General features: G+C 62.3%; 21 protein-coding genes and 1 pseudogene. 9 read left to right on the top strand and 13 right to left on the bottom strand.

The annotated features are described in order from the left end of the window. Positions 1-95: 95 nt before the first annotated feature. From MOQ67_RS20865 to MOQ67_RS20875, 3 genes are read right to left on the bottom strand one after another with little or no spacing between them, the layout of a single operon-like run. Positions 96-1,160, bottom strand: a complete 1,065-nt coding sequence (locus tag MOQ67_RS20865; protein WP_198718752.1) for a lipocalin-like domain-containing protein — start codon at positions 1,158-1,160, stop codon at positions 96-98. Beyond that, on the bottom strand, positions 1,150-3,612 hold the full coding sequence (locus MOQ67_RS20870) for an ABC transporter permease (protein ID WP_198718753.1): 2,463 nt from the start codon (positions 3,610-3,612) through the stop codon (positions 1,150-1,152). The genes MOQ67_RS20865 and MOQ67_RS20870 overlap by 11 nt, the downstream gene beginning before the upstream one ends. Position 3,613: 1 nt before the next feature. Beyond that, the gene (locus MOQ67_RS20875; protein ID WP_198718754.1) at positions 3,614-4,282 is read right to left on the bottom strand and encodes an ABC transporter ATP-binding protein; all 669 of its coding nucleotides are present in this window, start codon (positions 4,280-4,282) and stop codon (positions 3,614-3,616) included. A gap of 279 nt (positions 4,283-4,561) precedes the next feature. Between MOQ67_RS20875 and pmrG the strand changes: the two genes are divergently transcribed. From pmrG to MOQ67_RS20890, 3 genes are all read left to right on the top strand, one after another. Continuing rightward, entirely contained in the window at positions 4,562-5,242 is a 681-nt protein-coding gene (gene pmrG / locus MOQ67_RS20880) for a lipopolysaccharide core heptose(II)-phosphate phosphatase PmrG (protein WP_026140097.1), read from the top strand. 186 nt (positions 5,243-5,428) lie between these two features. Next, a complete protein-coding gene (gene arnT / locus MOQ67_RS20885; RefSeq protein WP_448675548.1) occupies positions 5,429-7,084 on the top strand; it encodes a lipid IV(A) 4-amino-4-deoxy-L-arabinosyltransferase in 1,656 nt (551 codons plus the stop codon). Positions 7,085-7,093: 9 nt separating this feature from the next. Continuing rightward, on the top strand, positions 7,094-8,611 hold the full coding sequence (locus MOQ67_RS20890; protein ID WP_193058995.1) for an ArnT family glycosyltransferase: 1,518 nt from the start codon (positions 7,094-7,096) through the stop codon (positions 8,609-8,611). 92 nt (positions 8,612-8,703) lie between these two features. Here MOQ67_RS20890 and MOQ67_RS20895 read toward each other — a convergent pair whose 3' ends face one another. From MOQ67_RS20895 to MOQ67_RS20935, 9 genes are all read right to left on the bottom strand, one after another. After that, the gene (locus tag MOQ67_RS20895; RefSeq protein ID WP_079444284.1) at positions 8,704-9,210 is read right to left on the bottom strand and encodes a hypothetical protein; all 507 of its coding nucleotides are present in this window, start codon (positions 9,208-9,210) and stop codon (positions 8,704-8,706) included. Further along, positions 9,207-9,725, bottom strand: a complete 519-nt coding sequence (locus MOQ67_RS20900; protein ID WP_104902808.1) for a hypothetical protein — start codon at positions 9,723-9,725, stop codon at positions 9,207-9,209. The genes MOQ67_RS20895 and MOQ67_RS20900 overlap by 4 nt, the downstream gene beginning before the upstream one ends. Next, on the bottom strand, positions 9,722-10,348 hold the full coding sequence (locus tag MOQ67_RS20905) for a hypothetical protein (protein ID WP_232925636.1): 627 nt from the start codon (positions 10,346-10,348) through the stop codon (positions 9,722-9,724). The genes MOQ67_RS20900 and MOQ67_RS20905 overlap by 4 nt, the downstream gene beginning before the upstream one ends. A 200-nt stretch (positions 10,349-10,548) precedes the next feature. Next, entirely contained in the window at positions 10,549-11,481 is a 933-nt protein-coding gene (locus tag MOQ67_RS20910; RefSeq protein ID WP_198718451.1) for a pyridoxamine 5'-phosphate oxidase family protein, read from the bottom strand. 79 nt (positions 11,482-11,560) lie between these two features. Continuing rightward, positions 11,561-12,445, bottom strand: a complete 885-nt coding sequence (locus tag MOQ67_RS20915) for a LysR substrate-binding domain-containing protein (RefSeq protein WP_198718452.1) — start codon at positions 12,443-12,445, stop codon at positions 11,561-11,563. Further along, a complete protein-coding gene (locus MOQ67_RS20920; protein WP_198718453.1) occupies positions 12,445-13,365 on the bottom strand; it encodes a LysR family transcriptional regulator in 921 nt (306 codons plus the stop codon). Before MOQ67_RS20920 ends, MOQ67_RS20915 begins: the two co-directional genes overlap by 1 nt. A gap of 18 nt (positions 13,366-13,383) precedes the next feature. Next, complete coding sequence (locus MOQ67_RS20925) at positions 13,384-14,016, bottom strand: glutathione S-transferase family protein (RefSeq protein ID WP_046490607.1); 633 nt, start codon at positions 14,014-14,016, stop codon at positions 13,384-13,386. A 132-nt stretch (positions 14,017-14,148) separates the two neighbouring features. Next, a complete protein-coding gene (locus MOQ67_RS20930) occupies positions 14,149-14,940 on the bottom strand; it encodes an ABC transporter permease (RefSeq protein ID WP_198718454.1) in 792 nt (263 codons plus the stop codon). Then, entirely contained in the window at positions 14,937-15,614 is a 678-nt protein-coding gene (locus MOQ67_RS20935) for an ABC transporter ATP-binding protein (RefSeq protein ID WP_104904527.1), read from the bottom strand. The genes MOQ67_RS20930 and MOQ67_RS20935 overlap by 4 nt, the downstream gene beginning before the upstream one ends. Before the next feature lie 256 nt (positions 15,615-15,870). Here MOQ67_RS20935 and MOQ67_RS20940 point away from each other — a divergent pair, with 256 nt between their 5' ends. After that, a complete protein-coding gene (locus MOQ67_RS20940; RefSeq protein WP_079444291.1) occupies positions 15,871-17,076 on the top strand; it encodes a DUF1835 domain-containing protein in 1,206 nt (401 codons plus the stop codon). Positions 17,077-17,198: 122 nt separating this feature from the next. Here MOQ67_RS20940 and MOQ67_RS20945 read toward each other — a convergent pair. Then, positions 17,199-17,483: pseudogene (locus MOQ67_RS20945) on the bottom strand (Hcp family type VI secretion system effector); the annotation flags it as partial. Between the two features lie 110 nt (positions 17,484-17,593). Between MOQ67_RS20945 and MOQ67_RS20950 the strand changes: the two are divergent. The 5 genes from MOQ67_RS20950 (at position 17,594) to MOQ67_RS20970 (ending at position 22,486) form a co-directional block, all read left to right on the top strand. Beyond that, on the top strand, positions 17,594-17,953 hold the full coding sequence (locus tag MOQ67_RS20950; RefSeq protein WP_232925635.1) for a hypothetical protein: 360 nt from the start codon (positions 17,594-17,596) through the stop codon (positions 17,951-17,953). A gap of 147 nt (positions 17,954-18,100) precedes the next feature. After that, positions 18,101-19,546, top strand: a complete 1,446-nt coding sequence (locus tag MOQ67_RS20955) for a PAAR domain-containing protein (protein ID WP_198731745.1) — start codon at positions 18,101-18,103, stop codon at positions 19,544-19,546. Next, a complete protein-coding gene (locus MOQ67_RS20960; protein ID WP_046487397.1) occupies positions 19,543-20,160 on the top strand; it encodes a hypothetical protein in 618 nt (205 codons plus the stop codon). The genes MOQ67_RS20955 and MOQ67_RS20960 overlap by 4 nt, the downstream gene beginning before the upstream one ends. Positions 20,161-20,435: 275 nt before the next feature. Then, complete coding sequence (locus MOQ67_RS20965) at positions 20,436-21,875, top strand: PAAR domain-containing protein (protein ID WP_198731744.1); 1,440 nt, start codon at positions 20,436-20,438, stop codon at positions 21,873-21,875. Next, positions 21,872-22,486 (top strand): hypothetical protein, encoded by a 615-nt coding sequence (locus tag MOQ67_RS20970; RefSeq protein WP_046486556.1) that lies wholly within the window; start codon positions 21,872-21,874, stop codon positions 22,484-22,486. Before MOQ67_RS20965 ends, MOQ67_RS20970 begins: the two co-directional genes overlap by 4 nt. The last annotated feature ends 147 nt before the right edge of the window (positions 22,487-22,633 follow it).

The following is a 22,633-nucleotide window of genomic DNA, read 5'->3' on the forward strand; positions in this document are numbered from 1 at the left end:
AGCAAGCAAACACCGCCCCGGCACAAGTCCGAGGGGGCTAAATCACATTTGGGAAGTTGCCTACGCAGAAGAGGATCAGCACCTACAGAAAAGTGCTAATACCCGGTCATCTCCAGATACCCAACCCCTCCTTCAAACTGCACCGGTCCTTCCCAGTACGGAATATTCAGGTTCATCCAGGCCTTCGGGTTGACGGCATCGGTGGTGATATCCAGCTGCTTGCCGGGAATTTTCAGCGACCAGCGTGTGGGGATACTTCGCCCGTCGATGTCAGTGGTGGCCAGTGGCGTAAGCTGGATATCGGCGTTGTGCAGGGTTTGGGGACGGCCCTCGCGGTCGATCCAGGTGCCGGTGAGATAACCCGTGCCGTCCTTTTGCCTTACGCGAAACAGCATCAACTGCTCGCCACGGTCCAGGTGCAGGGAAAACCAGTCCCAGCCGGTCTGGCCGGCGGCCAGGGGTTGGCTGCTCCACTCGCGGTCGAGCCAGGCCGGGCCCGTGACCTGGTAGACCTTGCCGTCGAGGCTGACGCTGCCGTTGGCGGTGAAAAACGGCTGGCTGTAGTAGTACGAGGCCTGGCCCTGGTCGGACTTGCGGCTGTAGCCGTTGTCACCTTGCAGCACCAACGGGCGACTGGACGTCAGTTGCAAGTCGTAGGCGAATTGCGGGCCGCTGGCCTTGAGTTGCATGTCCGCCAAAGGGCCGGCGGCGCCTGGGCGGGTGGCGAAGCTCCAGTCATCGATCCACGCACTGAACGGCGCGGCCCGGGCCCCGGCCTGGCCGACGCCGCCACGGGCGTAGCGCTCGGCGGCGTAGTGCCGGGTGGCCGAGGTGACGGCGGCGTGGCCGAGCCAGATCGTTGAGTCGTGCCAGCCCGGTTGCGTCGGCCCGGCCTTGAGGGCATTGCGAAACAAGGTCCATTGCACGCCGAACACATGGCCCTGGGCGTCTTGCAGGTTGGCGGTGACGTACCACCACTCGATGCGAAAACCGGCGTGAGGGCCGTGGTCCTCAGGAAAAGCGAAGACCTTGCCGGGCACCACCTGGGCAAAATCCGCCGCATCACTGCCCAGGCCGGCGAAACTTTCCTCGGGCGCGGGGGCTTTGTCACAGCCGCTCACCAGCAACAGAGCGAGGCACAGCAGCGCCTTAATCTTCATGGGCAAACGTCCTCAACAAATCCGCCGGGCGACTGCGGTACAACTGCCACAGCGGCCATGCCGACGCCAGCAACGTGGCCAGCAACGCCAGACCCAGCAGTCGCGCCAGCTGCCAGGGAAAAATATGCAACGGCAGGCGCCAGCCAAATGCCTGCACATTGATCACCGCATCCAGGCACCACGCCAACAGCAACCCCAAGGGCAACGCCAGCAGCAGCGTCAGCACCGCGAGCAGCCAGGTCTGCCCCAGGTTGAGCAGCATCAATTGTCGGCGCGTCACGCCCAATGCCCACAGCGGGGCGAGTTGGCCGAGGCGGCTTTGGCTCTGGGTCAGCAGGCTGATGAACAGCGCCACGCCCGCCACGCCCAGCGTCAGGCTGTTCAAGGCGGCGGTGGCGGCAAAGGTGCGTTCGAACACTTGGCTCGACCAACCCTTGAGGGTCTGTTGGTCAACGATACGGCTGTCGTCCAGGGTGAACTCGCGCTGCACCTCACGCACCAGCGGCGCCACGTTTTGCGGCAGTACGCGCAGGTTGAAGCGCGCTGGCGACAGCGTCGGCCAATGCGCCAACAGGTGCTGTGCATTGACCAGCACGTGGCCCTTGGGGTTGCCATAGTCGGCGTAGATCCCCACCACCTGGGGCGACCACACACCGTCGGGCGTGGGGATGTTGACGGCGTCGCCCACTTGCACATTCAAGCGCCGCGCCAGTTGCTCGCTGAGCATCAGCGTGTCACTGCGCAGCAACTGGTCCCACGGCGCGCTCGCAGCTTCCAGCAACGGCCAGTGCTGGCGATAGGTCGGCGCGTCGACCACGCCAAACACATCCGCCGGCCAGCCCTGTAATTGCACGGCGACCTGCCAGGTGGGCAGCACCGCCTGCACCAGCGGTTGTTGCGTGAGCCAGGTATTCAAGCGTTCGGACTGGGCCGGGGTGCTTGGGTTGAGGTACAGCTCGGCGGTGAGGCGTTGTTCCAGCCAATTGCTGAAGGTCAGGCGAAAACCCGAGGTCATGGAACCCGCGCCGATGTTGGCCGCCAGCGCCAACAGCAACGCCATCAGCGCCAGGCTCAAGGCCGGCAACTGTTGGCGGCAGTCGGCGAGAAACCACTGCCCGAGCACCGAGCGGCTGCGTCCCAGCAGCGCTTTCAACAGCGCATTGAGCAGCACCGGCAGCCCCAACGCGGCACCGAGCAGCAAGGCCGCCATCAGCACAAATCCGGCAGCCAGGCTGTTACCCCACCATAGCGCCAACAACGCGATCAGCAACGCCGCACTCGCCACCCGGCCCTGACGCCGCAACCAGCGCCCATGGGCCTCATGCCAGGCCTGAGGGTTGGCCAACGCCAGCAACGGCAAGCGCGCCGCGCGCCACACACTGCCGGCCCCGGCGAGCAACGCCCCGAGCAGGCTCAGGCCCAACCCGGCGAGCCACCACCACGGGCTGAGGCTCAACTGCCCTGGCACTTCAGCGCCGTACAGGCCGCGCAGGCTGGCGGCCACATCCGGCAGTAAGACACTGGCGAGCACATAGCCGCTGGCGACACCGAGCACACCGCCAAGCAGGGCCAGGGCGCCCAGTTCCATGCCCAGGCCGAGGAGCAACATCCGCCCGCTGACCCCGCAAGCACGCAAGGTGCGCAGCAGCCCGCGCCGCTGTTCCAGGGCGAGGCCGATGGCGGCATGGACGATAAACAGCCCGACCACAAAGGATAAAAAACCCAGCGCATCCAGGTTCAGGTGAAAGCTTTCGGTGAGGCGCGCGAGGTTATTGTCCTGCGCTTGTTTGAGTTGCAGTCCGGCCGGCGGCGTGGGATGGGTGGCGGCGAACGATGTGTCGAGCAACAACCGCGACAGGCGCCCCGGCATGTCCAGCAACGGTTGGGCAAAACCGATGTCGGTCAGCAACAGGCCGGGGGCCATGTCCGCTTGAACCTGCAACGGCGGCAAGGCTTGCCCGCTGGCCGTCAGCGGCCGTTCACCGGCCTGCAACCCCAGCGCCTGCAAGGTGTGTGGAGCGATCCAGGTGCGCCCCGGCGGGTTGAAGAACGCGACCATTTGCGCCTGGCTCAAGCGCTGCCCCGCCACCGCGCCGCTGCCGGGCAGCGACACCGGATCGATGCCCATCAATTGCAGGCGCCGGTCCTCATGCCCCTTGAGCTGCACCCGCCCTTGCACCACCGGCGACACCGGCCAGCCGGCGCGACGCAACTGGGCAAACAGCGCCTGGGGGAAGCTGGCACCGTCGGGCATGCTGAGGCTGGCCTGGGGTTCGCCGCCGATCAACTGACTGGCTCGGGCGTAGCTGTCCCGCGCCTGGCTGTTGAGCGCTTGCACCCCGGTCAGCAGCGCGGTGGCCAGCCACAGCCCAGTCAGCACACTGAAAAACTGCACGGGGTGGCGCCGCCAGTGGCTGAGCAACGCGCGTAGAGTCCAATAGAGCACCGCCATCTCAGCCGACGTCCGCAGGCAGCACGTGGCCGCGGTGCAACACCACCTGCCGGTCGAGCCGTGCGGCAATGCGCGGGCTGTGAGTGACCATCAACAAGCTGGTGGGGGTGTCGCGCAACAGGTCCAGCAGCAGTTGCAGCACTTCATCGCTGGTGGCCTCATCCAGATTGCCCGTCGGTTCGTCCGCCAGCAGCAAGCCGGGTCGAGACGCCAGCGCCCGCCCCACCGCCACCCGTTGCTGCTGGCCGCCGGAGAGTTGTTCCGGGTAGCGCTTGAGCAGATCCCCCAGGCCCAGACGCTCGACCAACTGCGCTTGCCAGCGCGGATCAAAGCGCCCCGCCAGGCGCGCCTGGAACGCCAGGTTGTCGTCGACGCGCAAGCTGCCGATCAGGTTGAACTGCTGGAACACTAGGCCGATCTCAGTGCGCCGCCAATCGGCCAACTGCCGCTCGCTCATCTGATCCAGACGCTGCTCACCCACGCAGATACTGCCGCCGTCGACACGATCCAAGCCGGCCACCAGGTGCAACAGCGTGCTTTTCCCGCTGCCGGACTCGCCCATCAGCGCCAGGCTGCCACCCTGCGCCAAGTGCAGATCAACCCCGGCCAATACCGTCAGCGGGCCCTGCGCAGTGACGTAGCATTTATGGACACCTTGCACTTGCAACATGGGAACGCTCGCTCGCCAGTGGACTGCAATCGAGGATAACGGCTGACCGCCCTCGCCACGCAAATTTTTCACATACATTTCACCGGTTACCTACCGACCACCGAATAAAGTGCCGAACAAGCGTCAATAACGCTCAACTTATTAGTTGTCGGCACACATAACTTTTAACGCTCCGGTTTTCAGCAAAAAGACAGCAACTGTATGACAGGCTCTTGCTCCACTACGGGCCCAGTCAAACGGTTGTGCCTGACTAATAAAAAGCTGCCTGACATCCCCACGGTGAATAGTGTGGTTAACCTGACCCTGACCAAACCGCGTTCGTATCAAGCTCGGGCAAAACGCCTGAAAAAACTCTGGCTGGGCACGACAGCGCTCGCCCTGTTCGGCACATTGCTGACAGGTTTGCTGGCCTGGCCTGTATCGCCACCGGACCTGAGCACGGCCAATCGCCTGCTGACCTCAGGTCTGCTGGCTAATTGGCGCGATGGCAATCTGGTGGTGCTGGTCCGCCATGAAGAACGCTGTGACCGTTCCTCCAATCCTTGCTTCGGCCCCGCCGATGGCCTGACGATCAACGGCACCCAACAGGCCGTCGAAATCGGCAAAGCCTTTAAAATACTGGGCATGGAGGGTACAGACGTGTTCAGCAGCCCGACCACCCGCACAGCCCAGACCTCGCTGTTCATGTTTGGCAAGACCGAACTGTCGCCAAGCCCGCTATCGATCTGCGGCGATGCCATGGGTGAGGAAATTCTCAGCCACAAGCAACCCGGGCACAACTTTTTGCTGATTACCCACAGCGCCTGCATCAGCGACATCGAACGGGACCTCGGCTTCCCCCACGCCAAATCCACCGAATACGGCAGCGCGTTATTCGTCAAGGTGCTGGGCAACGGCAAGCTCAAGGCCGTGGGCATTATAAACAGCGGAGACTGGCCAGAGGCGCTCAAGCAACTTTAGACACTTTTACCTACACAAGAGGCAGATGTTCAGCCAAACGACAGCCAACTTCTGGCATGTTTAACTGCGCCTGTTAGTTAAGGACGTCATGAATACTTTCAGCCCATTAGTGAACACTGTGACCTTTTATCGCACTTTTTCCTTATATCCTTTTCCTGCACTTAAACGTCAAGGAGCGACGTTCGCATGACCCGATTCAAACCCCTTCCCTTACTGCTACTGGCCTTCGTCGCGTTTTATCTCCTGCCCCTGGGCCTGCACGGTCTATGGATACCCGATGAAACCCGCTACGCCCAGATCAGCCAGGAAATGCTCATGAGCGGCAATTGGACCGCACCGCATTTCATGGGCGTGCGTTATTTTGAAAAACCCGCCGCCGGCTACTGGCTGATCGCCCTCGGTCAGGCGGTGTTTGGCCAAAACCTGTTCGGTGTGCGGATCGCCTCGGCGTTGACCGGCGGCCTGAGCGTGCTGCTGGCCTACCTGATCGCCCGCCGCCTGTGGAACGACCCGCGCAAAAGCTTCGCCTGCGCCCTGCTCTACTTGAGCTTCGGCCTGGTGGCGGGGCAAGCCGGCTACTCCAATCTTGATCCGCAGTTCACCTTCTGGGTCAACCTCAGCCTGGTAGCGCTGTGGTTTGCCCTCGACAGCCGCACCCCGCGAGCCCGACTCGGCGCTTGGGCCGTGCTGGGGCTGGCCTGCGCGATGGGCTTCATGACCAAGGGCTTCCTCGCGTGGCTGCTGCCGGTACTGATTGCCGTGCCTTATATGCTCTGGCAGCGGCGCCTGGGTGAGTTGCTGCGGTACGGCCCGCTGGCGATCGTCGTGGCAGTCCTGGTGTGCCTGCCGTGGGTGTGGGCGGTCCATGTGCAGGAGCCTGACTACTGGAATTTCTTCTTCTGGCACGAGCACATCCGCCGTTTTGCTTCGGGCACTGCACAACATGCGCGGCCGTGGTGGTTCTTCCTGCCGATCATGGTCGTCTCGTGCCTGCCCTGGGCGGGGTTGCTACCGACCACGCTGCACCAGACCTGGAAAGAAAAGCGCCAACCGGCGACGGCCTTTCTCGCCCTGTGGATGCTGCTGCCGCTGGGTTTCTTCAGCCTGAGCAGCGGCAAGCTGCCGACCTACATCATGCCGTGCCTGTTACCGCTGGCGTTGTTGATGGGGCATGCCTTGATCGATGCGATACAGCAGGGCAAAACCCGCGCGATCTGCATCAACGGCCTGCTCAACTTCGTGCTTGGCATGGCCGCGATGGTGACGTTGATCTGTCTGCAGATCGGCGACCCGCTGTACGGCAACAGCCACGCGGAGATGTTCAGCCTGTCGTTGACCTTCATTGTGCTGCTGGGCTGGGTGCTGACCAACCTGCTGCAAGCCTTTCGCCCGCTGACACTCTGGGCGACGCCGGCCCTGGGCATCGGTTTGCTGGTGCTACTCCTGCCAGCGGGTATGCCGGCGCGGATATCGAATAACGAAATGCCCGATCAGTTCGTGCTTGAACACCTGGAAGAATTGCAGCAAACCCAAGCACTGCTGAGCAACGAGTTAGGCTCGGCATCCGCACTGGCCTGGCGCCTGAACCGGTCGGATGTCGCGTTCTATGACACCGAAGGCGAGCTGCAATATGGCCTGCAATACCCAGATACCATACACCGCAAGGTCGGGCTGGATGACGTCCAGTCGTGGCTGGCCGAAGCCCGCCGCCAAGGCGCGGTCGGGGTGCTGATGCGCGTCAGGAGCACCAGCGAACACCTTGAGGAAGGGCAACTGCCACCCGGCGGCAAGCGCTATCGCAAGGGCGACCTGGTGCTCACCCTTTATCCAAAACTCCCTTAGGAACCGTCCATGAGTGTCTGGAAAACCGAACGTGGCGCCCTGCTGCTATTGCTGGGCGTGTCGGCCCTGCTCCTGCTGCTGGGCCTGGGCAGTCGCGACCTATGGGGGCCCGAAACCCGTTGGGCGAACATCGTCGTGCAGATGCTGCAAAGCGGTGACTACTTCGATCCCTACCTCAAAGGCACGCCGTATTACGACAAGCCGTTGCCCTCCTACTGGCTGATCAGCGGGTTCGCCAACCTGATGGGTGGCCTGGGGCCGTGGTCGTTGCGCCTGTCGTCGGTGATTGCCGGATGGTTGAGCATCTGGCTGGTGTACCTGATCGGCGAGCGCCTGTTTCGCAAAGGCACCGGGCTGATTGCCGGGTGGATGCTCGCCACCACCTTCTACTTCCTGTTCTGGGCGCGCGTGGCCACGGCGGATGTGCTCACGGTGTGCGGCGTGCTGGCGGCGGTGTGGTGGTACTGGCGCGGGCCGGATGACACACGGTTGTGGCGTTACACGGTGTTTTTCCTGCTGTTGGCCGCGACCTCGCTGTTCAAGGGCTTGATCGGTTTTGTGCTGCCAGGCCTGGTGCTGCTGCCGCATCTGCTCAGCGAGCACCGCTACAAACGTCACCTCAACCTGCGCCTGGTGCTGGCCCTGCTGATTGCCGCCGGGTGCTATGCCATCCCCTTCGTGCTGTCGCACTTCTACGGAGCGCCGACCTACGGCGAAAGCGGGCTGGCTCTGGTATTCCGCGAAAACGTCGTGCGTTTCTTCGACCCCTTCGACCATATGGGGCCGATCTACACCTATCTGATCTACCTGCCCGCCTACACCCTGCCCTGGGCACCGTGCTGGTTGCTCGGCCTGTGGCTGGCCGTGCGGCATTGGCGCCAGACCCCGCCCAACGTGCGCTGGCTGGTATGGGGCCTGGGCCTGCTGTTCGTGTTCTTCACCGCCAGCGGCAGCCGCCGCAGTTACTACGTGCTGCCGCTGGTGCCGTTCGCCCAGTTGCTGGGAGCCTGGTGGCTGAGCGAACGGCTGGCGAAAAAAACCGCCAGCTGGCCGCGCTGGCAGAAAGGCTTTGGCATTGCCGCCGCACTGATGCTGCTGGTGCTCGGCGTGGTGTACCCGTGGACCAACGGCAACGGCGGCGTGACGCGTCTCGTCGAGGACGTGCAAGCTCAAGCGGAGAAGACCGCGCCATGGAACCAATGGCAAATGGTGCTGGTGGAAGTCGATAACAAACTGCCGATGTACCTGCAAAACGGCGGTCAGCCGTTCTACTACGTCGCCGAAACCCAGGACTTCCCCCGCCAGGGCGACAGCGCTGCGTTCATGACCTGGCTGGAACACACCAGCGGCCGCCGCTTCGATCCGCAACACACGATTATCATCGCGCAGTACTCCAAGGACGATCCCACGCCCCTGGCCTACCTGGGCGCGGATCATCAGGTGATCACCACCCAGCCTGACAATGGCGAGCGGCTGTTTCACCAGCGTGCGGGGGGGAGCGTGGCGTTTATCCCGATGTCGCGCTGACCTGCCCACCCCTGGCGCTCGACGACAGCCAAAGCCACACGCTGTTGGCGCCGCAGGGGTTGCCGCTGCGGCGCCGAACATCCCTCACCGGCTCACTGATAGGGAATCAAGCGATCGCGGTCCAGGTCTCGCATCAGGTCGCCGAGCATTTCACTCTCGCTGCGCGGTTCGGTCATGGGGATGTACCAAGTCGTGGCCGTCCAGCCGCCACGCTTGTAGGCATAGGTTTTCAGCAGTTGACCGTCCTTGAACACCGAGCCATGCAATTGCCGCTCGTAGGTGTAGGGCACTGGCACGGTCAGCAGCGTCAGAGCGCCGAGTACTGCGGGGAGCACTCCGGCCCCTTTACCGCCACTCTGGTCGACCAACAGGCTGTAGCCGGTCTTGCTGAAACCACCGTCGAGAAAACTGAAGGCGCCTGTATCACGCAGCAACTGGATGACTTCGCGCTGCTTTTGCTGATCGAACCGGGATTCGGGCGGCGGCATGGTGACGCTCATCGGCACATAGGCGCGCTGGGCTTTGTAGTCCAGGGGTTTGAGGGCGGTGCCGCAGCCGCCGAGCAACAGCACGGCAGCCATTAAGGTGATCCTGATCATTGCGTGTGCTCCACAGGCAGTAGGCCATCACGTTGTACATCCTGGGCAAAGGCGCGGGTGATACGGTTTACGTTCTCTTGCTGCATCCCGCCGCTGCCATCGAGCAGCCAAGTGTATTTGTGGGTCACGTTGCGATAGCTGTATTGCTTCAACAGCTTTCCATTCTGTTGCAGGGAAAACTCGGTGGTGGTGTCGATACTCTGGGACAAGGGCAGCAGAAACAGCGTCGCCGTACTCAGCAGAATTACCGGGAAAGGTGGCAACTCGCGCTGGCTATTGAAGCGGATCAACACCGAATAATCCCCTTCCTTGCCTTGGCCGGTTTCGACACTGCGAAACACTCCGGTTTCGCGTAACTGGTTACGGATTTGCGCGGCATTCAGCGGGTCGTCGACCATGACATGGATCGGCTTGAGGTAGTCCTGACCGTCGGGCAACGCGCGCTCTGGCAGGGTATTGGTGGCCGCACAGCCAGTCAGCAGCGCCAGGACGCCCAGGGTAATAACGCGGTTCATGGACGCATCTCTTGAGGGGTGTTCTGGCCCGCAGCGGTAGACGGCGGCGCGATGATATGCGGGGCGGCGCTGCGATAATCCAGCGGTATCAACTCCAGCGCCGGCAAGCGCGGAACCGATTGTCGCGCGATCGGCTCATCGCGACCTTGCTGGTCGCGCCAACGGAAGGCGCACAGGGACGCCCCCAGGCACAGCGAGCGAAATTCACCGAGGTAATAGGCCTTGCCGGCTTGCAGGCGCATCGGCAGGTTGAACTTCTCCCGAGCCTGGACCGAGGTGTAAGTGGTGCCCAGGGTGGGTGAATAGGTGCTGGAGAAGAATTGGAAATCATAAAACTCATAATCTCCCGGTTTGAGCGGCAGCACGAACACACTGGCGACGCCGGTCTGGTCCTTCACATCCTGAGACGTTTCCCGCCCGACACCGCCCCATATACCCGCGGCCCCGAAGGCGGAGCCACGCTTGCGAAACAACAGGCGCTGGTTGGGTGCGGGAGACGCCTTGAGGTTCTGCGGGCCGATGGAGCCCACAAGATAAGCCACCGGTTCTTCGGGGCCGGGTTGCAGCGGCTGACTGACCAGCGACGCGGGCTGGGTACCGCAGCCCGCCAAGGCTGCAGCCATTAAGAGCAAGGCCAAAGGCCTGGAAAAGCAAAACATGTCGAATCCTGAACGCGGGCAAAAAGGGAGCTGCAGACGCCACAGGAAAGACATGCAATGAGCCATCCTGGCGCTGCGCCTCGCGTCACTGCGAGGGGGGCGAATGGTACGGGACGGATGAGGGTTTGACCACCCGCTCACCCCCCAGGCTTTCCAGCGCAGCCCTACCAGCGCCCCGTCGCCAGGCTGTACGGCGAAAACTCCGCAAACCGCCACCTCAACGCCAACGCCGCCGGGCGGCGGACCACCTGTTCCACCGTGACCGTCCACAACCGCTGCGCGCCCTCGAACCGCGCCACCTCGGGGCCGTTGAGGATCAACGAAGTGTGCCCGGCCAGGTGCATCACGTCGCCCGATGCAAAGTCGATGAACAACAACCCCGCCACCGGGTTGGCGTGCAGGTTGCCCAGGGTGTTGAAGAACAGGTTGCCGGCAAAGTCGGGGATGGTCAGCAGGTCGCCCTCCACGCGCACGAAGCCGCGGTTGCCGCCGCGATGGGAGACGTCCACCGAGCGTTCGCCGTCGATGTCCACATAACTGGCGACGAAGAACGTGTCGGCGTTGCGGATCATTGCGCGCGCGGCGTCATCCAGGCGGTTGCTGCGCTCGGCCACGCCCCCGGGTTGGCGGGCGATCCCATCGACAGGGCGCAGTTGGATGTATTTGGGGCAATTGCCGAAGGACTGAACCACATCGACCGCAAAGCCCTCGGCATCCAGCGCGCCAACCCGGCCATTCAGGCGATTGCGGCGGCGCGTGTCGAGGTCGATGCCGAGCAAGCCGACGGCGGCCCCTGGCTGCAGGGCCGAGCGCGCCGGGTCGCCGCTGCCGGGCAGGCTGTCGATCTGTAAGGTGTGCGGGTCGGGTGAATGGGCAAACCCCGGCGCGCCTTCGATCATCGTCGCCCAGGGCATGCCGTGCGCGTCCACCACGCCGAGCATCAGGTACGGCAACAGCGGATAGAACCCTCGGTGTTGCTCGGGCAGATGATCGCGGATCACCTTGGCGCCAATCATGTCCATACGCTCGGCGGCGCCGGCGCTGGCTTGCATCTGCCGTTCGCCGGCGTGCCAGGGGGAGTGTTCGATCAGGTTCATGGCGATCACCTCGTGTCAGATAGCCAGATGCTGCGCCCCGCCACGCGGCGAGAGAATACCCACGTTCGGCAATCGAGCATTACGCCAACTGAAATGCCGGATGCTCGCGCAACGCCGCCACGCTGTGATCGACAAAACTGCGCACGCGCATCGGCGCCTGGCGGCCTTCGCGGTAGACCACGTTGACCGGCAACGGCGCCAGCTCGTAGGCGGGCAGGACGCGGCGCAATTGCGCGCTGACCAGGTGCTCGTGAACCGGGTAGCTCAGGCACCGGATGATCCCCGCGCCATGCACGGCCGCATTGATCGCACCTTGCACCGAGGTGCAGCGCAGGCGTGTACGCGCCTTGAGGTGGGTATGGGGGAAATCCCAGTGGACCTGATCGGCGCTGGCGATCAGGCGATGCTGCTTGAGCTCGTGCGGGTGCGCGGGTTCGCCGTGGGCCGCAAGGTAATCGGGGCTGGCGCAGAGGACCTGCCGCACCTGGCCGACTGGCCGCGCGATCAGCGACGAGTTGGGCAACGCACCGACCAGGATCGCCACGTCCAGCCCCTCTTCGTGCAGGTTCGGGTAATAGTCATGGTAGCGGGCTGTCAGGAACACATCAGGATGGCGATCCATATAACCGGCCAGGATCGGCGCCATCACATACCGGCTGAACAGAAACGGCAGGAACACCCGCAGATTGCCCTGGGCCTGCACATGCGAGCCGTTGGCCGAGGCTTCGGCGGCGTCCACGGCCGCCAGCAGGCGGACACAGTCGGCGAGGTAGGCACGGCCGGCTTCGGTGAGACGGACACCCCGCGTGCTGCGTTGCAGCAACGCCACCTGCAGACGTGCTTCCAAACGCGCCAACGCGCGCACCAGCGTCGCGCCGGACACCCGGGCGCTGCGCGCCGCCGCCGCCAGGCTCGGTTGCCCGGCCAGCGCGGCAAACAGCTGCATATCGCGATAGCGCTCCATCAGTTCGGCCGCTGCGGCGCCGGGTTCAGGCCACGGTCCTGCGCGAAATGCTGGGTGAGGAAGTCGACGAAGGTCTGCACCTTCGCCGGTACGCGGGCGCCCTTCTGGAACACCACCTGGATCGGCAGCGGCGCGGGCTCGAACGCGTCGAGGACAATCTCCAGTTCACCGGCCGCCACCGCCGCCGCCACCTGATAGGACAGCACCCGGGTCATGCCCCAGCCGATGCGCGCCAGGTTGATCGCGGCGTTGTTCGCCGTGACCACCAGGCGCGGCTCGATGGGCACCGTCAGCGCCTGCTCGCCGTCGACGAATTGCCATGCGCTGATCAATTGGCTGGCCGACGACGTAGCGATTTTGGCTTCACGCAACTGCGTGGGATGTTGCGGCCGCCCGTGCCGGTCGAGATAGCCGGGCGACGCACACACCACCCGCCGCACTTCACCGACCTGGATCGCCTGTTGCCCCGGCTCCTGCAGATGGCCGATACGCACGGCCACGTCGACACCTTCGTCGGTCATGTTCACCACGCGATCGACCAGCAAAGCGTTGATGTTCACCAGAGGAAAACGATCGAGGTACGCCCCCAGCAACGGCGCCACATACAGCTCGCCAAACAGCACCGGGGCGGTCACGGTCAGTTGGCCGCAGGGGATGGAATAACTGCCCGCCGCCGCTTCCTCGGCTTCATTCAGCTCGGCGAGGATGCGTCGACAATCTTCCAGGTAGCGCTGGCCGGCTTCGGTCAGGTGCAGGCTGCGAGTGGTGCGCGCCAGCAGTTGGGTGCCGATGCGCTGTTCCATCGCGGCAATCGCCCGGGTCACGCTGGGCGGCGAGGTTTTCAGGCGGCGTGCGGCGGCGGCGAAGCTCTCCTCCTCGGCCACCGCGAGGAACACCTGCATTTCATGAAAGCGGTCCATCGGTGTCCCTCTTGAAGGTTACTGTGATTGCAGGCCCACCGCCGTGCGTGGCATGCCGACAAAACCCGGCAAGGCTTCGATACTGGCCAGCCAAGCGCGTACTTGAGGGTAGTCGGCCAGCGACACATTGCCTTCCGGCGCGTGAGCCACGTAGGTGTAGAAAGCGATGTCGGCAATGCTCGGCTGCTCACCGACCAGGAAGCGGCTTTGGCCCAACTGCTGCTCTACCAATTGCAGCAAGGCGTGGGAGCGACTGATGGCGGCGACGGTATCGACATCCGCGCCAAACACCACCGCCAGCCGCGCGGTCGCCGGCCCGGCGTGGAGCTGACCGGCGGCGGCCGACAGCCAGCGCTGCACACGCGCCTGTCCCAGCGGGTCGCTCGGCAGCCATTGGCCGTTGCCGTACTTGCTCGCCAGGTACAGCAGAATCGCGTTGGAATCGGCGAGTACGGTGCCGTTGTCATCGATCGCCGGCACCTGGCCGAACGGGTTGATCGTGTCGACGAATTCAGCGGTTTTGTGCGCGCCTTGCTTGAGGTCGACCAGGATGAATTCGCTGGGCAGGCTCAACAGCGACAGCATCAGCTCGACCCGGTGGGAATGGCCGGACAGGGGGAAACCATAGAGTTTGATCGCAGGCTGGGACATGAAAGGCTCCAAAGAAGTGGGGGTCTTGACGCCAGGCATGTTCCGCCGTGGCGCCTATCGATGGAATCACCAGGATTTACAATCGAGCATTTCACGCGGTGAAACAATCACCGACAGTCCATCGCTTGGCCGTCAGCGCTCTTGCAGCCGATCGCGCAAAAACCGATGGCTCCTGGAAAACAGGCGCCGGTAGGTGAGCAGCACCGCGCCGACCGTGCCCAACGCCGACGAAGCGGCGATCAGAAACATGATCACGATCTGGTAGCGCACCGCATCCACCGGGCTCTCGCCCGCCAGCACCTGGCCGGTCATCATGCCGGGCAGGCTGACGATGCCGACCACGGCCATCTGGTTCAGCGTCGGGATCATCCCGGCGCGCACCGCCTGGCGGATCGCTTCCTGCGCCGCTTCCCAGCGTGAGCCGCCGAGGGCGAGGATCATCTCGATGGTGTTGCGGCCCGAGGTCAGTTCCTGGGTCATGCGCTCGATGCCCAGGGACACGCCGGTCAGGGTGTTGCCGAGGATCATGCCGAGGATCGGGATCGCGTACTGCGGCTCGTACCACGGGTGGATGCGAATCACCGCAAACAAGCCCACTGCCGTGACCAGCCATGAACTGGCCCACACCGACACGATGCTGTCGATCCTTTGCCCACGGTAAGTGCGCCGCCCGCGCCCCGCCGCCGACAGGCCGGCAATCAGGGTCATCGCGCACATCAGCGGCAGCACCACGTACCAATAGGCGAACGCGAACACCCAGCCCAACAGATAACCGATCGCCAGCAGTTGCACCACGGTACGCACGGCGGCCCACAGCAACTGGCGCTCCAGGCCAAGGCGCAACGCCAGCGACAGTGCGCCGTTGATCAGGATCAGCGCGGCGGCGATGGCCATGTCCAACGCGGTCAGATTCTGGTAGTTCATGCTTGGGTGGCTCCGCTCAGCACACCGGCGCTCATGTGCAGGTGGATGTCACTCATGCGTTGGGCCTGTTCCAGGTCGTGGGACACCCAGACATACGCGCGGGTGGGGTCATCGGCGAACCAGGCATCGATCAGCGCTTCGACATCACGCGAGGACGCGGGGTCAAGGGCGGCGGTGGGTTCATCCAGCAACAGCACCTCAGGGTTGAGCTGCAGGCTGCGGATCAACGCCACCACCTGGGACTCGCCGCCCGACAGGTCACTGGCATTTTTTGCCAGGAAGTCCGGCGACTTGCCGGCATGCTGCAGCAGCGCGGTGACGGTCGCCAGCTCGAAATGACGTTTACGCAGGCTCTTGAGGCTGAACGGGAAACGCAGGTTGTCCAGCACGGTGCCGTCGATCAGCGCCGGGCGTTGGGACAGGTAGCAGATGCGGCTGCGGTACTCGGGAATGTCTGCGTTAGCGATCGGCCGGTGATTCCACAGGACCTGCCCCGATGTGGGCGCGTCCAGCAACGCCAGTGCGCGCAGGAACACGCTCTTGCCGGAACCGGACGCGCCGGTGATCGACACGCGGTCGCCGCGGTGCAGGGCGAAGTCAGTGGGCTGGAGCAAGACCGCCTGGCGACGCTCATCCCTGCGCGCCAGGGCGCGGGTTTCGATCAGTGCGCTCATGGACGCGAGGCTCCTCATGTTTCGGTCAGGCGCAATGGTGAAGCAGGCGCGCAGGCTTTTCATAGCAATAGTTCAAGCGATGGCGACCGGTCCTGTGGCGGGCGCCTTGCAATCAGCCCCTGCCCTGCCTATATTTGCCGCCTGGCGCTCTCTACGCCACCCTCCGCGGAAAGGGCTGCGCCCAAGACAGTGAAGCACTCAATCATTTCTACGACTCCCAACCTTAAAGCGGAAAAGGTGTGTGCAAGGAGCTCGTATGTCGCAACGCCGCGTATCCTCGACCACTGATGGCCGTCTCAACCTTGAGCAGCAGCGCAAGCGCGCCAAGGAACTGTTGCCGCGCCTGAAAAGCGAAAACCCCGACGCCACCTTGTCCCAGGCGCAATGGCAGATCGCCAAGCAGCTGGGTTTCAGCAGTTGGCCGCAGCTCAAGGCCCATGTCGACGCCATCGACTTCGCCGCCCGCCATCCCGATTTCGCCGCCAGCGATGAAGCCCGCACCAGCCATTGGCGCTGTGGCAACGACATTGCCCACAGCCTGCAACTGGCGGGGTTCAAGGGGCACTTCCAGATGCTCACCGACCCGCTGTGCATGGGCCCGGTTCGCGACCTGCCCCGCGAGGCATTCCGCGCCATGCGCAGCGCGTTCATCAGTCACGCCTTTGCCCTGGGCGAAGCGGATGTGGCGCGCCGTGTCGCCGACGAATACAACCAACTGGAAACCTTGGCCAGCGCCGAACACAGCGTGCTGTGGTGCGAGGCGGATGCGTATGACCAACTGTTCCTGATCCGCGCCCTGGCCGCTCTTGACCAGGCACCGCGCAAGCTGGAACTGATCGAAGTGGACCGCATCCCGGGGGTAGAACGGTTTATCGGCATTGGCCAATTGGCCCCCGACGTACTGGCGTGGTTATGGCCGCAGCGGCGCCTGATCGACGACGAGGCGGTGCAGTTGGCCAAACAGGCGTGGTCGGCGTATTGCGCCAGTTCCCCCGTGCAGTGGGCGGAACTGGCCCACGGGACGCACACGGCGCTGCCCTTTCTTGCACGCGCTTTACTGCGCCAGTTGCAGGAGTTGCCCGGCAGTCAGGATGGCTTGTCACTGACCGAGCGCCTGTCCCTGGCCTACATCGCCGAAGCGGGGCCGGTAGCGTTCGGGCGCGTGTATGCCGAGTTGATGGCCAAGCGCGAACCGCTGCCGTTCCTCGGCGACATGATGTTCCATGCACTGCTGCGGCCGTTGATCGACGGCGAGCATCCTTTGTTGACGGAAACCGAGGCCCATCTTGAATGGCCTCGGCGGATGCTGGCGCTGACAGCGCTGGGGCACACCGTGCTGGGCGGCGATGCTTATTGGCTGGACCACGCCAGCCATGAACGCTGGGTCGGCGGTGTTTGCCTGAGGCCCGGCCAATCGCATTGGGCCCTTGATGAACAGCTGTCGCCGGTATGGCGGCCTTGATTCGCGGGGTGGGGGATTTCGTCCGGGCCGGACATAATATCTGTGAGGCCCAGTGCAAGGCGGTCGTGCCTTGTGTGAGCTGAAGCAGCGGGTATTGCTGTTGCAGAAGTGACGGCGAAGGCTCAGACCTTAACATTCTGCCGGATATTCCAGCCGAACTTCACTGGCCCACCGTCCTTGGCGCCGTCGGCCTTCTGCGGCTGGTAGCTGACGTCGACGCTGGCGAAGTTCAAGGCGATGCTGTCGTAGAGCACCTCATCCTTACTTTCAGCAGCGGTGCCGTAGGACACCACCATGACTTCCTTGAGGGTGATCACCAGATACTCCACTGGGCTGGAACCGCCCGCCTTGCGCACTACCAGTCTTGCTTCGGGATAATGCTTGCCGGTCGCGCAGGCCATCATCAGCAGGCATCTTTATTGAAAACCATTGGGAATTCATCAAGCGGTACATGCCAGTAATCGGAGCAGACATTCTTGTCGCATGCACCTCAATAGGATTGACGGCGATCCTGACAATGCTCACCTATCTCTCGACGTCCCCCATTGGTTTTGCTACCAAGACATCATTTTTCGGCGCTACGGGGCTTGGTGCAGTATTTGCCCTTGCCAAATACGAAGTGTTATACGGACGCATCCACTGGGTCTGGCTGAACATGGCGATATACCTCATCTGCCTGCTGGTATCACTTCCCGCAATCGCCTACCGCCCCAACGCTTATCTCTACTCCATGGCCCTCCTCAGCCCCCTGATCGGCCTCCTGATCCTCAACAGCAAGCGCTGCCGCGAACTGCGCCACACGATGCTAGAAATCCGCCACAAGCGCGAAGCCATCATCGCCACCCTGAAAAAACAAGGCCGCTGGAAATGGTGGTAACCCGCGCGGTTGCTGACACCCCCGACTTTCGGCCTCACCAACCCGATAACCGAAGCAACCTACATCCGGCTCGGAAGCATCTGGCTTCTCGCCCTCGCCTGCCATGCCTAGCCTGCTGGTCCCGCCCACAAAAAGGACACCGCTGGCATGCGCCGCTATTTCATTACCCGAGGAGCCAAGACCACCGCTGGCGGGACCGTCGTCGGCGGTTTGACGGGCTTTCGCATCACCCAAGTGGACATCGCCCTTGAAGGTCATGAGGTGCTTTGCCCGGTGTGCAAAACCACCGGGGTCATAGTTTGTGTTGGCCCGCGCCTGGAGCAGTGGGCACGAGGGCGACGGGTGGCGCTCTCGGACGATCTCTGCCGCTGTAAATGCGACCCACCCCCGCGCCTGCTGGCCGACCAGTTCGAGCGGTTTCAGACCCTTACCGCCGAAGACTCCGCGGTACACCGCCGAAGCGCGACTGCATCGGAAGCGCCAGCGCCAACACCCGCGAAAAAACCCACCCCGAGCTCAACGCCTTCCGCTTTCAGCGAAATACTCGAGTCAGCCTGCGAGCGCAATTGGCGCTTCTACCAGAAGCAGGCAGAAGACGTGATCGCCCCCGGCGGCAAGCTGATCGCCGACCCCAGGTTGCGCAACCGGCTCATCAACTCGGCTTACGCCCAGCTCTGGCGCCTCGATAACCGTTTTCAGTGGGCTGGCCTTGCGGCGTTTGCCTCCAAGCAAGTGGGGTGCGGTTTGCTGCACGCGGCAGAATCCATCGAGAAAATTCAGGCGGAATTTGAAGCGGCGGAGCAATTGCGAAGAAGTGCCCGGAAAGGGGTTTGGGGGTTGTTCAGCGCCGAGGAGCGTGAACGGCAGGCAAAGCTGCGGGAGTACGAGCGGCGCCTGCGGGAGTATGAACAGGCCAGCCGTAATAACCCGGTGCCTGATGTTGATTGGCGGCGCGAGGGTGAACCGCTATCGAGCGTGCAGCTGCTTTATCAACATGTGTACGAGATGATGGCGATGGGCAATACCACGCTGTTTTTGGATGTGTTTCCGTTGCATGCGTTTTATAAGGAGCGGGGGTTGGGGTTGTTGGAGAGATGTTTACCGCTACGCAGAAAGATTCATGGAAATGGTCAGCCTCCGGTGCTGTGGCCGGTGGGGCACGAGAGGCTTGAGTTCGGCACCAACCATAGGGAAATCCTACGTTCTTTCAGGGCTATTGACGCTGGCAACATTGCGGAGGGTGTTGAGCATCTGGCTCGTCACGAACAGAAAAACATTCTTCAACCGACAATGTACAACGATCTGAAATTGATAACTCTGTTGCGTGCCAACCATCTTTCCTACGTCACAGATATACCGTCCGGGGCCGCGCAAGCCATCGAACTGACGCTTGCCAGCCAATGCCACCCTGCAGATGAAAGACGCACGATCGCCTTTAGTAACAATCCATTCGCCAACTTGGCCGATATCAATCAGCGTATGGCGTTCGTCCTCAAGGCCGCCGCGCAGTTTGACGACCTGCTACATAGCACCGAGCGAAATCGCATAGAACAGGCGATTGAAGCCATCGCCGAAGGCCGGGATGTTCGATGAGTAGGCTCACGAAGGTGAGCTGGCAAGGCATCGCACCCGTGCTGTTCGCTGCCGCGTTACTGGCGGGAATAACAATGCGTTTTTTCGCCGACGAGCCAGAAGTCGCATTGATGCTTGGAGAACCTTGGGAGGACATGCGCAAGCGCTCCAGCGCCGCCATTGACCCCGCAATTCCTGGGCATCATTGGTTCAGGCTTCCCAAAGCCGATGCTCGCCTTCAATTCATCGACCCTGAATATGCGTTCACGACCCCGGTGTCCCGCTTCTTCACCGTGGACTTCGACAGCGATCAGCGGGTTAGCGGCATTCGTATGTCCCCTCAAATCGAACCACTGCTACTCGATGATGCCCTCAAGGTTGTATTGGATCTACAAGAGCAATGGCGCAAAGGCGGCTGGGTCTCCATCCGAGCCAAATATGATCCCCCCTTTGCTGACACACCAGAATGGCGCGCCCAATTGCAGGACCCGTACCAGGGAGGGACCTCGTACTGGCAGGCTGGAAATAAATACCAAGTGATGCTGGTGGCCCATCGATTCAAGGATGACCGGCACCCCAATGAGGAGCGTTATCTGATCACGCTGAACCTGGGCGAGCCTTGGGTGCGCCCATGAATCTACATTCAGGCTGTCGGGGTATCGGATGTGAACTGATCATTGTTGCGCTACTACTGGGGAGGCTAAGTTTTTTCAGCATAGAACCATAAATTGCGTTGATGCTCAGCGAGCGCAGGGAGGGCAGGTTTCGATGCGTTGCCCACAGAATGCAAAAACATCCCGAAGGGTAATTACAGAACCAACCTACAAAAACCCGCGAAGCGTCCGACTACCGGGCTTTTCTCGCCGAGCCTAGCGTGCTGGTCCCTGCTAACAAAAAGGACACCGCTGGCATGCGGCGCTATTTCATTACCCGAGGAGCCAAGACCACCGCTGGCGGGACCGTCGTCGGCGGTTTGACGGGCTTTCGCATCACCCAAGTGGACATCGCCCTTGAAGGTCATGAGGTGCTTTGCCCGGTATGCAAAACCACCGGAGTCATAGTCTGTGTTGGCCCGCGCCTGGAGCAGTGGGCACGAGGGCGACGGGTGGCGCTCTCGGACGATCTCTGCCGCTGTAAATGCGACCCGCCCCCGCGCCTGCTGGCCGACCAGTTCGAGCGGTTTCAGACCCTTACCGCCGAAGACTCCGCGGTACACCGCCGAAGCGCGACTGCATCGGAAGCACCAGCGCCCGCGAAAAACCCCGCCCCGAGCTCAACACCTTCCGCTTTCAGCGAAATACTCGAGTCAGCCTGCGAGCGCAATTGGCGCTTCTACCAGAAGCAGGCAGAAGACGTGATCGCCCCCGGCGGCAAGCTGATCGCCGACCCCAGGTTGCGCAACCGGCTCATCAACTCGGCTTACGCCCAGCTCTGGCGCCTCGATAACCGTTTTCAGTGGGCTGGCCTTGCGGCGTTTGCCTCCAAGCAAGTGGGGTGCGGTTTGCTGCACGCGGCAGAATCCATCGAGAAAATTCAGGCGGAATTTGAAGCGGCGGAGCAATTGCGAAGAAGTGCCCGGAAAGGGGTTTGGGGGTTGTTCAGCGCCGAGGAGCGTGAACGGCAGGCAAAGCTGCGGGAGTACGAGCGGCGCCTGCGGGAGTATGAACAGGCCAGCCGTAATAACCCGGTGCCTGATGTTGATTGGCGGCGCGAGGGTGAACCGCTATCGAGCGTGCAGCAGCTTTATCAACATGTGTACGAGATGATGGCGATGGGCAATACCACGCTGTTTTTGGATGTGTTTCCGTTGCATGCGTTTTATAAGGAGCGGGGGTTGGGGTTGCTTGAGACCTGTCTTCGGTCGCGCAAGAACATTTATGAAAAGGCTCAGCCACCCGTGCTATGGCCCATCGGAAACGAGACACTAGAGTTTGGTACGAATCACAGTGAAATCCTGAAGGCTTTCGAGGCAATTGAAGCTGGCAATATCGCCAAAAGTGTTGAGTATCTCGCTGACCACGAACAAAGAAACATCCTTCAGCCAGCGATGTATACCGACCAAAAGCTGGTAGCCCTGCTGCGTAGTAACCATCTTTCCTATGTCACAGGCATACCGTCCGGGGCCGCGCAAGCCATTGAGCTGACGCTGGCAAATCAATGCCGCCCCGTCGAAGATGATCGAACCATTGAATTCAGCAACAGCCCTATCGCTAACCTGGCCGATATCGATCAACGCATGGCCTTCGTGCTCAAGGCCGCGGCGAAATTTGATGCGCTGCTGCGTAGCAATGAGCGGCAGCGAATCGAACAGGCGCTAGAAGACATCGCTGAAGACCGGGGTGTCCGATGAGCCGGATCACGCAGATCGGTTGGCGACGTGTTGGGCTAGGACTGATCGCTGTCGTACTTTTCTTAGGGTTAGCGATACGTCTCGGCACCGATGAACCGGAGATTGCATTGACGCCTGGCGAACCCTGGGAAGATATGCGCCAGCGCTCCAGCGCAAAGATTGGCCCAGCCATTCCGGGGCATCACTGGTTCAGGGCGCCCAAATCCGATGCCCGACTGCGGCTCGTAGACCCTCAATATGGATTCATAACTCCTTTGGCCCGTTTCTTCACGATAGGCTTCGATGATGAGCAAATCGATGGCATCCGCATGTCCCCTCAAATCGAACCGCTATTGCTCGATGACACGCTTGAAATCGTGCTGGACTTACAGGAACAGTGGCGCAAAGGTGGCTGGACCCCCATCCATATAAAAGACGACCCACCCTTCGCCGACACCCCTCAATGGCGTGCCCGCTTGCGGAACGTGAACCTGGGCGGTACGTCCTATTGGCAAGCGGCGGACAAATACCAGGTGATGATGGTGGTCAATCGCTTCAAGGACGTTCGACATCCCACTGAAGAACGCTATCTCATCAAGCTACACCTGGCCGCGCCGTGGATACCGCAATGATCAGATACCCACTTTGGCGCCGGCGAACCGAGGATTGCTTAGACGCCCGGCTGCGGCTCGTAAAGCCTGAATATGGATTCGTGCCCCCAGGCTCGCTTCTTCACAGTGAGCTTCGAGAGTAATGGAAGGGTCAGCAGTGTCCGCATT

Source organism: Pseudomonas sp. LY-1 (assembly GCF_053502595.1).

Coding starts and splice junctions, on each gene's coding strand:
- MOQ67_RS20865 (WP_198718752.1), bottom strand. CDS start 1,160: ATGAAGATTAAGGCGCTGCTGTGCCTCGCTCTGTTGCTGGTGAGCGGC.
- MOQ67_RS20870 (WP_198718753.1), bottom strand. CDS start 3,612: ATGGCGGTGCTCTATTGGACTCTACGCGCGTTGCTCAGCCACTGGCGG.
- MOQ67_RS20875 (WP_198718754.1), bottom strand. CDS start 4,282: ATGTTGCAAGTGCAAGGTGTCCATAAATGCTACGTCACTGCGCAGGGC.
- arnT (WP_448675548.1), top strand. CDS start 5,429: ATGACCCGATTCAAACCCCTTCCCTTACTGCTACTGGCCTTCGTCGCG.
- MOQ67_RS20890 (WP_193058995.1), top strand. CDS start 7,094: ATGAGTGTCTGGAAAACCGAACGTGGCGCCCTGCTGCTATTGCTGGGC.
- MOQ67_RS20895 (WP_079444284.1), bottom strand. CDS start 9,210: ATGATCAGGATCACCTTAATGGCTGCCGTGCTGTTGCTCGGCGGCTGC.
- MOQ67_RS20900 (WP_104902808.1), bottom strand. CDS start 9,725: ATGAACCGCGTTATTACCCTGGGCGTCCTGGCGCTGCTGACTGGCTGT.
- MOQ67_RS20905 (WP_232925636.1), bottom strand. CDS start 10,348: ATGGCTGCAGCCTTGGCGGGCTGCGGTACCCAGCCCGCGTCGCTGGTC.
- MOQ67_RS20910 (WP_198718451.1), bottom strand. CDS start 11,481: ATGAACCTGATCGAACACTCCCCCTGGCACGCCGGCGAACGGCAGATG.
- MOQ67_RS20915 (WP_198718452.1), bottom strand. CDS start 12,445: ATGGAGCGCTATCGCGATATGCAGCTGTTTGCCGCGCTGGCCGGGCAA.
- MOQ67_RS20920 (WP_198718453.1), bottom strand. CDS start 13,365: ATGGACCGCTTTCATGAAATGCAGGTGTTCCTCGCGGTGGCCGAGGAG.
- MOQ67_RS20925 (WP_046490607.1), bottom strand. CDS start 14,016: ATGTCCCAGCCTGCGATCAAACTCTATGGTTTCCCCCTGTCCGGCCAT.
- MOQ67_RS20930 (WP_198718454.1), bottom strand. CDS start 14,940: ATGAACTACCAGAATCTGACCGCGTTGGACATGGCCATCGCCGCCGCG.
- MOQ67_RS20935 (WP_104904527.1), bottom strand. CDS start 15,614: ATGAGCGCACTGATCGAAACCCGCGCCCTGGCGCGCAGGGATGAGCGT.
- MOQ67_RS20940 (WP_079444291.1), top strand. CDS start 15,871: ATGTCGCAACGCCGCGTATCCTCGACCACTGATGGCCGTCTCAACCTT.
- MOQ67_RS20950 (WP_232925635.1), top strand. CDS start 17,594: ATGCTCACCTATCTCTCGACGTCCCCCATTGGTTTTGCTACCAAGACA.
- MOQ67_RS20955 (WP_198731745.1), top strand. CDS start 18,101: ATGCGCCGCTATTTCATTACCCGAGGAGCCAAGACCACCGCTGGCGGG.
- MOQ67_RS20960 (WP_046487397.1), top strand. CDS start 19,543: ATGAGTAGGCTCACGAAGGTGAGCTGGCAAGGCATCGCACCCGTGCTG.
- MOQ67_RS20965 (WP_198731744.1), top strand. CDS start 20,436: ATGCGGCGCTATTTCATTACCCGAGGAGCCAAGACCACCGCTGGCGGG.
- MOQ67_RS20970 (WP_046486556.1), top strand. CDS start 21,872: ATGAGCCGGATCACGCAGATCGGTTGGCGACGTGTTGGGCTAGGACTG.